Source organism: Corynebacterium sp. MSK218, from assembly GCF_030232655.1.
In the GTDB taxonomy this organism is placed as follows: Bacteria; Actinomycetota; Actinomycetes; order Mycobacteriales; family Mycobacteriaceae; genus Corynebacterium.
In genome coordinates this window covers 43,718-56,639 of sequence record NZ_JASPGN010000010.1, presented here as the reverse complement: position 1 = coordinate 56,639, position 12,922 = coordinate 43,718, and the positions used below count along the sequence as shown (strand labels likewise).

Sequence of the window (12,922 nt, the reverse complement as noted above, 5' to 3'; positions counted from 1 at the left end):
CCTTATCCGTGCGCTAGGGTCAGTAAATGTGATTCAGGACATCGACCCGCTCATTCAATCCCTGTACCAAGTCTTTGACCTCATCGGAGTTGTACTCAACGGCATCATTGGCGGCACGATTGCGCGCCGCAGGGAATTCGACATCATTGGCTTTGTTTTCCTCGCGCTCTTTTCGGCGCTGGCGGGCGGCATGATCCGTGACATGCTGATTTCTAGTGGCCCAGCAGCAGCGATCTCCGACCCGCTGTATCTCACGCTCGCGTGCGTAGGCGCTCTCAGTGCGTTCTTGATTGACTTGAAGGGCAAGGCATGGGAGATCTTTCTTGAGCACGCGGATGCTGTCATTTTGGGCGTGTGGTGCACCACTGGCTGTGTGAAGGCACTGGCATATGGAATGCCGTTTATCGCCTGCGTTTTCTTAGGTGTCCTGACCGCAGTAGGCGGTGGCATGGTGCGCGATGTGGCCTCCGGAATGATTCCTTCAGTCTTTGGCGGAAGCCCGCTCTATGCGGTGCCGGCAGTGCTTACCGGAATCGTGATGGCGTCCTTCGCGCACTTCGACAAGTTCGCCCTCGGCATGATTATTTCGCCCATTGTTGGATGCGGCTTGGCCATCCTGGCCTACTGGCGTGGATGGGTACTTCCGCGAGCCGGGATAGCTCCTCTCAACTACACCGCCGCACAGGTGGCGTCGATTGCGAAGAAGGCGGAGCTGAAGGGCTTTCGCCGTGGAAGTAAAAAACACAAAAAGCTTCCCCACCAGGACTCGAACCTAGAATGACGGTACCAAAAACCGTAGTGTTGCCGATTACACCATGGGGAAACAGCGCACACGTTATGAGCGCTGGAGGACATGTTACCTGACGGGGGTCGAGAGTCCTAAACACGTGCCAGCTTTAGCCGGGAGTGCGGGTCATGTCCGGCGGGGGAGATAGAGTAGGGGCATGGTTCGACAAAGGATGACCGGCCGTGAGCGCCGTGAACAGTTGATTTCCATTGGCCGGGCGGCCTTCGCGGAGCTTGGCTTCGATGGCGCCAGCGTAGAGGAGATCGCCGCGCGCGCAGGTGTGTCCAAGCCGGTGGTGTACGAGCACTTCGGTGGCAAGGAGGGCCTCTACGCAGTGGTCATTGACCGTGAACTGGTGGCCTTGGAAAAGGTGGTCACTGAGTCCTTGCAGGAGGGCTCTTGGCGCGAGCGTATTGAGCGCGGCGTGGTGGCGCTGTTGACCTATGTGGAAGAGGAGACTGATGGCTTCCTCATCCTGGTGCGTGATTCCAAGCCGGGCGATGAGCGTAGTTTCTCCACGCTGCTCAATACCGCGGTGAACCAGATTGCCCACATTTTGGGAGAGGCCTTTGAACACCGTGGGCTCGACCCTGAGCTTGCTGTGCTCTACGGCCAGGCGTTGGTGGGCATGGTGGCTACCACGGCCCAATGGTGGCTGGATGAGCGCGAGCCTTCCCGCGAGACGGTTGCCGCGCACATCGTGAACTTGTGCTGGAATGGCCTGGCCGGAATGGAAGCTGCACCGAAGTTGAAGGGAGATGAGTAGGTGGCAACTCCGATGTTGGGAGGGCTGCTCAAGGTAGCTGCCTCCGATCCCAAACTGAAAGGCCTTGCCTCCCAGGTAGGTACGCAATCACTGCATATAACGGGCATCGACCAGGCCCGCCCCTGGGCTATTGGCACCCTGGCGCACCATGCGCCGGTTCTCGTTGTGGCAGCGTCGGGCCGCGAGGCCGAGGATCTCAGTGCGGAGCTCACCGCGTTGTTGGGAGATAAGGTTGCGTATTTCCCCGCATGGGAAACGCTGCCTCATGAGCGGCTCTCGCCGGCCCCGGATATCGTCGGCAAGCGCGCCCAAGTTCTCGACCTAGTTGGTGCGGGCAAGGCCCAGATCGTGGTGACCTCAGCGCGCGGATACTGCCAGCCCATCCTCAGCAAAGTGGAGGGCCGTGCGCCGATTTTCCTCAAGGAAGAGGAGGAACACGAGTTTTCTCATATCGTCTCTGAATTGGAGTTTCGCGCGTATAAACACGTCGATATGGTGGCGAAGCGCGGAGAGTACGCGACGCGCGGCGGCATCCTCGATATTTTTCCCACGACGTCCGATTACCCGGTGCGTGTGGAGTTTTGGGGCGATGAGATTACGGATATTCGCCAATTCTCCGTAGCGGACCAGCGAGCTATTCAGGAGATTGAGGTCGGGGAGGTCGCCATCTACCCTGCGCGCGAGCTTCCCATCACCAACGAGGTGGCCGCACGGGCTCGTGACCTAGCACAGAAGTTTGGCGGCAATGCGGCACTGGCTGAGCTGCTTACAAAGGTCGGTGAACACATCCCGGCCGAAGGTATGGAGGCGCTGCTCGCCGTGCTTGCCGATGCCCCCTTTGTCACCCTCCCCGAACTCCTCCCCACCGGAACGCACGTGCTCCTCGTGGCACCGGAGAAGATCCGCACCCGTATCGCAGACTTGGAATCCACTGACGCCGAGTTCTTGGCTGCTGGCTGGGAAGCCGCCGCCATGGGCGCAGATGGCCCGCTTGCGGCGGAAGGGCTCGATACGGAAGCCTCTAGTTACCGCTCCTATGAATCTTTGGAAGCGACGTGCGCGCAGATTGAGGCTCCCCTGTGGACTTTTGCGCCCCCAGGTATGTTTGCCGCTGCGGAATCGGAGACCCTGCCGCTCGACTACGAGCCTGGCCCCACACCGCGTGGCGATATTGAGCAGATTGACGCCATGATGGCGCAGCTGCTGGCTCACACCACCGCGGGTGGGCGGGCAGCTTTCATCGCTCCTGCCCAGGGCGCTATCAAGCGCATGGTGGAGCGTTTCGCGGAGAAGGGGATTCCCACCAAGGTGGCTACGCCTGGATGGGAGCCAAGCCCCGGTGAAGTCACGCTCTATCAAGCGCTGAGCCATGCTGGTCTGGTCTTCCCCAAGGTACGCAAGCTTAAGGACGCTGAAGCGCTTCCGCTTGTTGTGGTGACAGAAACGGACCTGACGGGTAACCGCGTGGGCGATATTGCGGGCGCTAAACGTCGCCCAGCAAAGCGCCGCAACCGCGTCGATCCGCTGGCACTTAAGCAGGGCGACTATGTGGTGCATGAAACACATGGCATCGGCAAATTCCTCAAGATGGCCGAGCGCACCATCCAGACCGGTGACGAGACCTCGCGCCGCGAGTACATCGTCCTCGAATACGCCGCGTCCAAGCGCGGTCAGCCCGCCGACCAGCTCTGGGTTCCCATGGATTCGCTGGACCTGCTGAGCAAGTACACCGGTGGTGAGGCACCAACGCTGTCCAAGATGGGTGGCTCGGATTGGAAGAACACGAAGAAGAAGGCGCGCGCTGCCGTACGCGAGATCGCTGGCGAGCTGGTAGAACTCTACGCCAAGCGCCAAGCCGCACCCGGTCATCAATTTGGGCCCGATACGCCGTGGCAGGCGGAGATGGAGGATAACTTCCCCTTCGTCGAAACCGAAGACCAGATGCTGGCTATCGATGCCGTCAAGGAAGACATGGAATCCTCCGTGCCGATGGATCGCGTCGTCGTCGGTGACGTGGGCTATGGCAAGACTGAGGTGGCGGTGCGCGCTGCCTTCAAGGCGGTCCAAGACGGCAAGCAGGTTGCAGTCCTCGTGCCCACCACGCTGCTGGCCCAGCAGCACGCCGATACATTCCGTGAGCGCATGCAAGGATTCCCCGTAGACATCGAGGTGCTCTCGCGCTTTACCTCCACCAAGGAGTCCAAGGAGATCCTGGCCGGCTTGGCGGATGGTTCTGTGGACATTGTCATCGGTACCCACCGCCTGCTGCAGACAGGCGTGCAGTGGAAGAACCTGGGCCTCATCGTGGTGGATGAGGAGCAGCGCTTCGGCGTGGAGCACAAGGAACACATCAAGGCGCTCAAGGCGAGTGTGGACGTACTCACCATGTCTGCAACTCCGATTCCCCGCACCTTGGAAATGTCCATGGCGGGCATCCGCGAGATGTCCACCATCTTGACTCCGCCGGAGGACCGTCATCCAGTCTTGACCTATGTGGGTGCCTACGAAGATAAGCAGGTCGCTGCTGCAATCCGCCGCGAGTTACTGCGTGACGGTCAGGTCTTCTTCATCCATAACAAGGTTGCCGACATTGAGAAGAAGGCCCGTGAACTGCGTGATCTCGTGCCAGAAGCCCGCATCGTGGTGGCCCACGGGCAGATGAACGAAGAGGTTCTCGAGCAGACCGTCCAGGGCTTCTGGGACCGCGAGTTCGACGTGCTGGTCTGTACCACCATCGTGGAAACAGGCCTGGACATCGCCAATGCGAATACCCTCATCGTGGAAAACGCCCACCACATGGGCCTATCCCAGCTGCACCAGCTGCGTGGGCGCGTGGGCCGCTCTCGCGAGCGAGGCTACGCCTACTTCCTCTACCCGAAGGGCGCTACGCTCACTGAAACCTCCTACGACCGCCTAGCCACCATTGCCCAGAACAACGACCTGGGCGCAGGTATGGCCGTGGCCATGAAGGACCTGGAGATGCGAGGGGCCGGCAACGTGCTCGGCGCTGAGCAATCCGGCCACATCGCTGGCGTGGGCTTTGATCTCTACGTCCGCCTTGTGGGCGAGGCTGTGGAGACCTTCAAGGCGCTTGCTAGGGGAGAAGCCCCGATCGTCACGGACGAAGGACCGAAGGAAATCCGTATCGACTTGCCTGTCGACGCCCACATTCCAGAGTCCTACATCAACTCCGAACGCCTGCGCCTTGAGGTCTACCGCAAGTTGGCGGCCTCCAAAGACAATGCGGACCTCCAGAACACCGTGGAGGAGATGGAGGACCGCTACGGTCCCGTCCCGGAGCCGGTGCAACGCCTTCTGGCTGTGGCTCGCTTGCGCCACCAGGCGCGCCGGGCTGGTGTCGCCGACATTACGGTGCAGGGAACCCGCATCAAGGTCCACCCGGTGGAGCTCGCGGATTCCAAGCAAGTGCGCCTCAAGCGCCTCTTCCCAGGCTCCAACTACCGTGCGGCCGCCAAGGCTATCCAGCTCAACTTCCCCAAGGCTGGACGCAACGTCACAGACCCCAAGCTGCGTGACGTTGAACTTCTCCAGTGGATGGCAGATTTCCTAGCATCGATGTTTGAACTCGAGCGAGTCGACGTCAGCGGTGCCAAGACGAAGAAGAGCGTCATTAGCGTAGGAGAAAAGTAATGGATGCCACCAACAGCCCTAGTGTGAAGCCGCGCTCTAACTCACGAATAGCTCTGTTGGTGGTGTGGATTGTCGCGGCGCTGGTGAGCATTCCTGCGGTGTTGGCGCTGAAGTTTGTGAGCGGGAATGCAGGCTGGTACGCCGTCATGCTCATGTTGGGTGGGGTGGTGCCCCTAGGAGTATGGATGCTCCTGGGTTTTATCCCGCTGTTTATTCTCAGGGACTATGACAGCAACCTGGTGTGGGCATGGGCGGGGCTGGCTATGGTCTTCATCGGATTTATCATCGGCGGCGCCAATCTTCCGGACTTTGGCGATACTGGCCCTGCCGGTGTCCCCGCATGGTGGTTCGGCAACGAGGACGCAGCCACGATTACCGGCATGCTGTTCCTCGGCATCAGTGCTGTTGGCCACGTGCTGTGGCTAGTGAGCTGCATTGTTTATGCGGTGAAATCTCACCGCCAACAGCCCCCGGTGCTTTAGAGAACGAGCTTGCCGGTGCTCAATCCCCATACAGCAGCAATGGCGCCAATAATCACGATCGCCACCACACACCACTCGAAGGTATTGAACACGCGCTCCTTCTTATACAGGCGAGTAGCCACGTACGGGATCATGCTCGGAACTACGGCAAGCGCGCCGAGGAGTACGTAGACCGGATCAGCGGCGTAAATGAGCCATACGGAATAGATGAAGGCGGCGAGGCCGATGAAGAAGTGGCGTCGATTGTCGCGGCGTCCTACCTCCGGGCCGGAAAGATCAAACTTCACACCTGCATGCGGGTGGGTAAGCCCCTTGCCGCGCACGGTAAGGAGAAGCAAGTACAGCGAGGAGAAAATGTAGGGCAGCAGGTACATGATGGTGGCCAACTGCACCATGGCGTTATAGGAGGTCTCGTTGAGGAAGAACACGATGACGAAGAGCTGAATCGCTAGGGTAGAAATGAGCTGCGCTACCCACGGTGCGCCCGCGACGTTGACGGTGCCGATCTTGCGAGGGATAAGGCCATCGACAGCCATGAGGACAATCGGCTCCGCGCACAGCATCTGCCAGGACACATACGCACCCAACACAGATAGGCACAGGCCCAGGGAGATGAGCGCCCCGCCCCATGGTCCTACCGCGGCGGTGAGGACGGATGCCATGGAGTTATCCGGCAGTGCCGCCAGCTCTTCCTGAGTAAGCACGCCGAAACTCAAGGTGGAGACGGACACCAGAAGTGCCAGAACGCTGACAAAGCCAATGACTGTCGCGCGGCCGACATCCTTACGGGTACGGGCTTGCTTGGAGTACACCGAAGCGCCCTCCACCCCGATAAAGACCCACACGGTAAAGAGCATGATGCCCTGGACCTGCTCAAAAAGGGATTTATCGGAACGCTCGCCCCAGAAATCCAGGGTGAACTTGTCCCAGCTAAAGCCGAGGAAAGCGATGAGCACGATGAAAGCCAGGATAGGCACGATCTTGGCCACGGAGGTCACCATGTTCATGATGGCTGCTTGTTTAATGCCGCGGGCCAGCACGGCGAAGATGCCCCACGACAACAGCGACACCGCAATGGCGGAGACCCACTGGTGGTCCGCATCAAAGGAGGGCACGTAGTGGCCAATGGTATTGAAGAACAAGGTGGCGTAGCCCACCTGCGCCATGACGGAGCCTAGCCAGTAGCCCCAGCCGGACGTAAAGCCAATGAAGTCGCCCAAGCCGGCGCGGACATAGGAGTACACGCCAGAGTCGAGGTGTGGCTTGCGGTGGGCAAGAATCTGAAAAACGAAAGCAACAGAAAGCATGCCGACGCCCGCAATGAGCCAACCCAGCAGCATGGCGCCGGGGCCAGCCACGGAGGCGATGTTTTGCGGCAGAGAGAAGATGCCGGCGCCCACCGTGGAACCGATGATGAGCGCAACGAGCGTCCACAGCGTCACGGAGTGCGTGCGCGGCGATTCGGTGAGTGATGAAGAGGTCATTGGTCAAAAGTACCCCTTATGGCGGACTTGTGCGTAACTGTTGTAATCGCTGGCTAGGGCAGAGCCCTATACTCGGTGCTTATGACTGTGCTGTTGCTCGATCCGCGCTGGCCCACGATGATCCCCATGGAAGCCTATGGAAAGCTGTTCGGACCTGCGGTTTTTACCGATGAAGTGCCGGTAAAAGTGCGCTGGAACTTCGACGAGCTACTGTGCGGTGAGGATCCTAAAGGTCAAGGTGTGCTGGTAAGCACGAATGCGTCCGACCCTCAGGTGCAGGCGCTTCTCGACGCCTCCCATGACCTCATCCTTGCCCCTTCTCTCGACGACCCCCTGTGGCAGGCGCGGGAGGTCATGTCGAAGGCTCGCAGTATCGGTGAGTGGGAACGCGATCAAACGCACGCGACGTTGTTGCCCTACCTTGCCGAAGAGTCTGCGGAGTTTGCTGACGCGGTGAAGAATGGCGCGTCTGACGCTGAGCTTCTTAAAGAGTTAGGAGACGTTTTTCTCCAAGTTCTTTTTCACGCAGAGATTGCCGCTCGACGAGGTGCTTTCACTTTGGATGATGTCGCAGGGTCCTTTGTGACAAAAATGCGCTCCCGCGCGCCCTACCTTTTTGACGGCACAGAGGACGTCGTCGGGGTAGAGGAGCAGGAGCGCTTGTGGGCTGAGGGGAAAGCCCGTGAGAACCGTTAGGTGAGCTTTTAGCTCTGCTTCAGAACGGAGGACAGCAGCGGGGCGTAGTCCGCAATCTTGGAGGACAGGCCGGTACCGCCGGTGGCGATGGTGTCTTCCTTGACGATCTTGCACTCGAGGGCGCGGTCAGCGGTCTGGCCGGCGTACTTCACAGCGACGAGCGCCAGCGGGCCGAGGTCCTCAGAACCACCGAGGGCAGTGAGGTTCTTGGACAGCTGGTTGCGGGTGGTGTTTTCGGTGAGCAGGTCGCCCTCGGTGGTCTGATCGATGAGGTTCAGGGTGTTGCGCAGGGTGTCGCAGTCAGCGGTCTGGATGCCCTGGGACAGAAAACCACCGAGCTCCTCGAAGGAAGCAGCGGATGCGGTGGCAGGAACAGCAGCACCGAGGGTGACAACAGTGGCAGCGGTGGCGGCAATACGGCGGATGGACATGGATCTCCTTGAATTATGAGTAGAGAACAGCACTTTTCCCGGCTCGGCGAGCCGTTCAATGGCGTAGTGTAGCGCACAATGTTACGCATGGGAACACTATGACATAATTTTTACCATTCTGTGTCGGTCCGGGCTGACCCTAAAGGTGGGCTGTAGTATCCCTGCCTATGACCAAGGGGCTGAGGAGAATCGGGGGCTGCGGCCTCGGTATTGTCTTGGCCATTATCCTCATTATTTCCCTCGTGGGCTGGAGTTTGTCCTTTTTGGGCAAACCTTCGCCGTTCCGTCAGCTCGAGCCTGTTCCCCAAGACCTACCGCCAGTTGGTGGGGCAGAGGTGCCCGCGATTGATGTCGAGGCCCCTGGGCGTACCTCCGATAAATTGACGTGGTGGTCGGATCAGTTAAAGGACTCCACGAGCATTCCCGAACAGGCCTTGCGCGCCTATGGCAACGCTGAACTAATTGCGAAGACGGCCTGGCCCAACTGCAACCTGCGCTGGAATACTCTTGCCGGCATTGGATGGGTAGAAACCCGCCACGGTACGTATAACGGAAAAATGTTCCACCGATCTTCTTTGAATGAGAATGGCTACCCTGACCCACCCATCGTGGGTATTCCTCTAGACGGGTCGAATAACACAACGCTGGTGCCAGACAGTGATGGCGGAGCGATTGATGGTGACGCTGAGTTTGATCGCGCAGTAGGTCCCATGCAGTTCATTGCTTCCTCGTGGGATCATTTGGGGCGCGATGCAAACGGCGATGGTGTGGCGGACCCCAATCAGATTGATGACGCTGCACTCGGTGCCGCCGCCCTGTTGTGCTTTGGCGATCGGGACCTGTCTACGCCGGAAGGGTGGCGCTCGGCGATTCTCAACTACAACCAATCCGAGGATTATTTGCGTAAAGTGGCGGGTGCTGCCAATTCTTACGCGATCGAGCAGCCGGCAACCTCCTAGATCTTTGTCACGTTGTCCGGTTATGCCCGACAAGTTCCGAACTTTTCTGGAACAATGGGCAGCAGGTGATTTGGGAGCCCTCCCGAAGCACAAAACCACACTCAATTTGGTTCTATAGGAGTGAAAGCAGCATGGCTGACATCATCCACGTAATGGCACGCGAAATTCTTGATTCCCGCGGTAACCCGACTGTTGAGGCTGAGGTTTTCCTCGATGACGGTGCGCGCGGCGTCGCCGGCGTTCCGTCTGGCGCTTCCACCGGTGTTCACGAGGCACACGAGCTGCGTGACGGCGGCGAGCGCTACTTGGGCAAGGGTGTGCTCAAGGCAGTTGAAAACGTCAACGAAGAAATCACCGACGAGATCGCTGGCTTCGAGGCTGATGATCAGCGTCTCATCGACGAAGCGCTCATCAAGCTTGACGGTACGGAGAACAAGTCCCGCCTCGGCGCTAACGCCATCCTCGGCGTTTCCATCGCTGTAGCCAAGGCTGCCGCTGAGTCCGCCGGCCTGCCGCTCTACCGCTACATTGGTGGACCGAACGCTCACGTCCTGCCTGTTCCGATGATGAACATTGTCAACGGTGGTGCACACGCTGACTCCGGCGTTGACGTTCAGGAGTTCATGATTGCCCCGATCGGTGCAGAGACCTTCAGCGAGGCCCTGCGCATGGGTGCTGAGGTGTACCACGCACTGAAGTCCGTTATCAAGTCCAAGGGCCTGTCCACCGGCTTGGGTGACGAAGGCGGTTTCGCTCCGGAGGCTGAGTCCACCAAGGCTGCACTCGACCTCATCATTGAGGCCATCAAGAAGGCTGGCTTTGAGCCGGGCAAGGACGTTGCCCTTGCACTGGACGTGGCTTCCTCCGAGTTTTACAAGGATGGCAAGTACCACTTCGAAGGCGGCGAGCACACCGCTGAGGAGATGGCAAAGGTTTACGAGGACCTCATTGCCAACTACCCGATCGTCTCCATTGAGGACCCGCTGCAGGAGGATGACTGGGAGGGCTACACCAAGCTCACCGAGACCATCGGTGACAAGGTCCAGATCGTTGGTGATGACTTCTTCGTCACCAACCCGGCACGTCTCCAGGAGGGCATCGACAAGAAGGCTGCTAACGCCCTGCTCGTGAAGGTTAACCAGATCGGTACCCTCACCGAGACCTTTGATGCCGTTGAGCTTGCTCACCGCAATGGCTACCGCACCATGATGTCCCACCGTTCCGGCGAGACCGAGGACACCACCATTGCTGACCTTGCAGTTGCCCTGAACTGTGGCCAGATCAAGACTGGTGCTCCGGCTCGTTCCGAGCGCGTTGCTAAGTACAACCAGCTTCTGCGCATCGAGCAGGAACTGGGCAGTGCCGCCGTCTACGCTGGCCGCTCTGCATTCCCGCGCTTCCAGGGTTAATCATCTCCCCGAAGCTTCATTGTGCCCCGTGATTGTGGGCCACGTTTAAAGGCGTCACAGGAAACTGTGGCGCCTTTGGCGTGACACCTGTTATTTTTGTGACTTCCACGCGCGCCGTCCCGAACCCTGACGGTTGGGGGCTAGACTAACTCTCCGATGGCACGCACTACCCCTACTCGCACGAAGCGCCGGAACACCGTTCCGGTCCACACGCGTGCCCGCGACGCCCACAAAACCACGAAGCGCCCGAAGAAGCCACAGGGCCTCGATATTCTCGGGGTAGGCGTCATCATTGCGGTGGTGCTCGTCGTCTTGCTCACCATCGCCGTGCCATTGCGCAACTATTATCACGGCCAGTCCGAAATCGCCCGCCTGGAAAGCTCCATCGCTGCCAAGCAAGAGCGCAAGGACAAGCTCCTCGCGGAAATCGATAAGTACCGTTCAGATGAGTACATCAAACAAGAGGCCCGTCGCCGCTTCGGCGTTATGGACGAAGGCGAAACCGCCTTCCGAATCATGGATCCTCGCATGGATTCTGGTGACACCGTGACCTCAGAGCACCGCGAGGACATCGATGAGCGCGAGTGGTACACCGTGCTGTGGGACTCCGTATCTGAAGAGGCGGAGACGGACCCAGCAGTAGCTGATCGACCCGCTGAATAGGACTCATCCCAGTGGCCATGTCACAATGGTTGCCATGACCGTGACCGATGCTGATCTTGACGTTGTCCGCGAACAACTTGGCCGCACCCCGCGCGGCGTCGTAGACATTGCCTACCGCACCCCCGACGGAGCGCCCGCAGTGATTAAAACTGCGCCAAAGCTTCCCGACGGCACCCCGTTCCCCACTCTCTACTACCTCACCGACCCACGCCTGACCGCCGAAGCTTCGCGCCTTGAAGTTGCACACGTTATGAAGTGGATGGAGCAGCGCCTCGCAGAAGATGAGGTCCTACAAAAGGACTACCGTGCGGCACACGAGCACTACCTAGCCACCCGTAACGAGATGGAGGATCTCGGCACACAGTTCTCCGGTGGTGGTATGCCAGAGCGTGTCAAGTGCCTCCACGTGCTTATTGCGTATGCCTTGGCTGAAGGCCCGGACCGCGTACGCTTCGGTACGGAAGCCGTCGCAATGGCAGCCGAACACGGTAAACTTCGTGGCAGCGCCATCCCAGAAGAGTGGCCTACCGTGGGGGACCTGGGCATTGACATGGCCCAGTTTGATTTTTCTAACGCCGGTTAACAGAAAGGCTTGACCTATGACTCGCGTCGCTGCTGTCGACTGCGGAACCAATTCCATCCGTCTGCTCATCAGTGAGATTCAAGACGATGGAAAAATTCGGGACATTTCCCGCACGATGGAAATTGTTCGCCTTGGTCAAGGCGTCGACGCTACCGGCGAGTTCGCTCCGGAGGCCCTTGCGCGTACCCGCGCCGCCTTGGAGGAGTACGTCAAGCAGATGAAGTTCGAAAAGGTTGAGCGCGTGCGCATGGTGGCTACCTCAGCCACGCGTGACGCCAAGAACCACCGCGATTTTTTCGACATGACGGCGGAGCTTCTCGGTCAGATTCAGCCAGGCGCTCGCGCGGAAATTATCTCCGGTGAGGAGGAAGCCCTGTTGTCCTTTACCGGCGCTGTGGCGGACCTCAGCTCGGAGAAGGGTCCTTATTGCGTCATCGATTTGGGCGGCGGCTCTACCGAGTTTGTCGTCGGCACTATCGACGGTGAAATCCTCGGCTCTCACTCCGCCCAGATGGGCTGTGTGCGTCTCACCGAGCGCATGATGCGCAGCGATCCGCCTACAGAAGCAGAAATCGAAATTGCCACCGACTATGTTGCTGAGCGCATGGCTGACGTGGAGAAAATAGTGCCCATCGACAAGGCCGTCACCTTCGTCGGCTGCGCCGGAACGTTCACTACGCTGTCTGCTCTTGCGCAGGGCATGGAGCGCTATGATGCCGACTCCATCCACGGTTCCGAGCTGCGTTTCGACGCCCTGCGCGTACTGACTCGCCAAATGATAGGTCTGGCTTCGGATGTACGCGCCCTCAATCCGGTCATTCACCCAGGCCGCGCTGATGTCATCGGAGGTGGATGTGTCGCTGTGGAAGGCATCATGACCATGATTGAGCGCAACAGCAGCGCCCGTTCCTTCTTTATCAGTGAGAAGGATATTCTCGACGGAATTATTGCTGGCCTCGCTACAGCCTGACCCAATATCTAGTGTGCGAGGACCCGTGCCCTAAAATAAAT

The 12,922-nt window shown here is 59.2% G+C and carries 12 protein-coding genes; 10 read left to right on the top strand and 2 right to left on the bottom strand.

The window, feature by feature from the left end:
- Window positions 1-31 precede the first annotated feature (31 nt).
- The 4 genes from QP922_RS09355 (at window position 32) to QP922_RS09340 (ending at window position 5,686) form a co-directional block, all read left to right on the top strand.
- Window positions 32-781 carry a trimeric intracellular cation channel family protein gene (locus QP922_RS09355; protein WP_246817068.1) on the top strand — a complete coding sequence of 250 codons (750 nt, stop codon included), beginning with the start codon at window positions 32-34 and terminating at the stop codon, window positions 779-781.
- A gap of 163 nt (window positions 782-944) precedes the next feature.
- Window positions 945-1,553 carry a TetR/AcrR family transcriptional regulator gene (locus QP922_RS09350; protein WP_070671674.1) on the top strand — a complete coding sequence of 203 codons (609 nt, stop codon included), beginning with the start codon at window positions 945-947 and terminating at the stop codon, window positions 1,551-1,553.
- Between the two features lie 12 nt (window positions 1,554-1,565).
- The gene (mfd, locus tag QP922_RS09345) at window positions 1,566-5,204 is read left to right on the top strand and encodes a transcription-repair coupling factor (RefSeq protein WP_284809164.1); all 3,639 of its coding nucleotides are present in this window, start codon (window positions 1,566-1,568) and stop codon (window positions 5,202-5,204) included.
- Window positions 5,204-5,686: a hypothetical protein gene (locus QP922_RS09340; protein WP_284809116.1), complete on the top strand. Its 483-nt coding sequence runs from the start codon at window positions 5,204-5,206 to the stop codon at window positions 5,684-5,686. Before mfd ends, QP922_RS09340 begins: the two co-directional genes overlap by 1 nt.
- Here the strand turns inward: QP922_RS09340 and QP922_RS09335 are convergent.
- Window positions 5,683-7,170 carry an amino acid permease gene (locus QP922_RS09335; RefSeq protein ID WP_284809115.1) on the bottom strand — a complete coding sequence of 496 codons (1,488 nt, stop codon included), beginning with the start codon at window positions 7,168-7,170 and terminating at the stop codon, window positions 5,683-5,685. The two genes, QP922_RS09340 and QP922_RS09335, sit on opposite strands and share 4 nt — an antisense overlap.
- Before the next feature lie 81 nt (window positions 7,171-7,251).
- Here QP922_RS09335 and QP922_RS09330 point away from each other — a divergent pair, with 81 nt between their 5' ends.
- Complete coding sequence (locus tag QP922_RS09330) at window positions 7,252-7,866, top strand: MazG nucleotide pyrophosphohydrolase domain-containing protein (RefSeq protein ID WP_284809114.1); 615 nt, start codon at window positions 7,252-7,254, stop codon at window positions 7,864-7,866.
- A gap of 8 nt (window positions 7,867-7,874) precedes the next feature.
- Here the strand turns inward: QP922_RS09330 and QP922_RS09325 are convergent, their stop codons facing one another.
- On the bottom strand, window positions 7,875-8,297 hold the full coding sequence (locus QP922_RS09325) for a hypothetical protein (protein ID WP_070671682.1): 423 nt from the start codon (window positions 8,295-8,297) through the stop codon (window positions 7,875-7,877).
- Window positions 8,298-8,464: 167 nt separating this feature from the next.
- Between QP922_RS09325 and QP922_RS09320 the strand changes: the two genes are divergently transcribed.
- The 5 genes from QP922_RS09320 (at window position 8,465) to QP922_RS09300 (ending at window position 12,881) form a co-directional block, all read left to right on the top strand.
- Window positions 8,465-9,256, top strand: a complete 792-nt coding sequence (locus tag QP922_RS09320; protein WP_284809112.1) for a lysozyme family protein — start codon at window positions 8,465-8,467, stop codon at window positions 9,254-9,256.
- 131 nt (window positions 9,257-9,387) lie between these two features.
- Complete coding sequence (gene eno, locus QP922_RS09315; RefSeq protein WP_070671685.1) at window positions 9,388-10,665, top strand: phosphopyruvate hydratase; 1,278 nt, start codon at window positions 9,388-9,390, stop codon at window positions 10,663-10,665.
- A 156-nt stretch (window positions 10,666-10,821) separates the two neighbouring features.
- Window positions 10,822-11,328, top strand: a complete 507-nt coding sequence (locus QP922_RS09310) for a septum formation initiator family protein (RefSeq protein ID WP_070671706.1) — start codon at window positions 10,822-10,824, stop codon at window positions 11,326-11,328.
- A 34-nt stretch (window positions 11,329-11,362) separates the two neighbouring features.
- Window positions 11,363-11,911, top strand: coding sequence for a DUF501 domain-containing protein (locus QP922_RS09305; protein ID WP_070671708.1), 549 nt, complete (start codon window positions 11,363-11,365; stop codon window positions 11,909-11,911).
- Window positions 11,912-11,927: 16 nt separating this feature from the next.
- The gene (locus tag QP922_RS09300; protein ID WP_284809108.1) at window positions 11,928-12,881 is read left to right on the top strand and encodes a Ppx/GppA phosphatase family protein; all 954 of its coding nucleotides are present in this window, start codon (window positions 11,928-11,930) and stop codon (window positions 12,879-12,881) included.
- Window positions 12,882-12,922 lie beyond the last annotated feature (41 nt).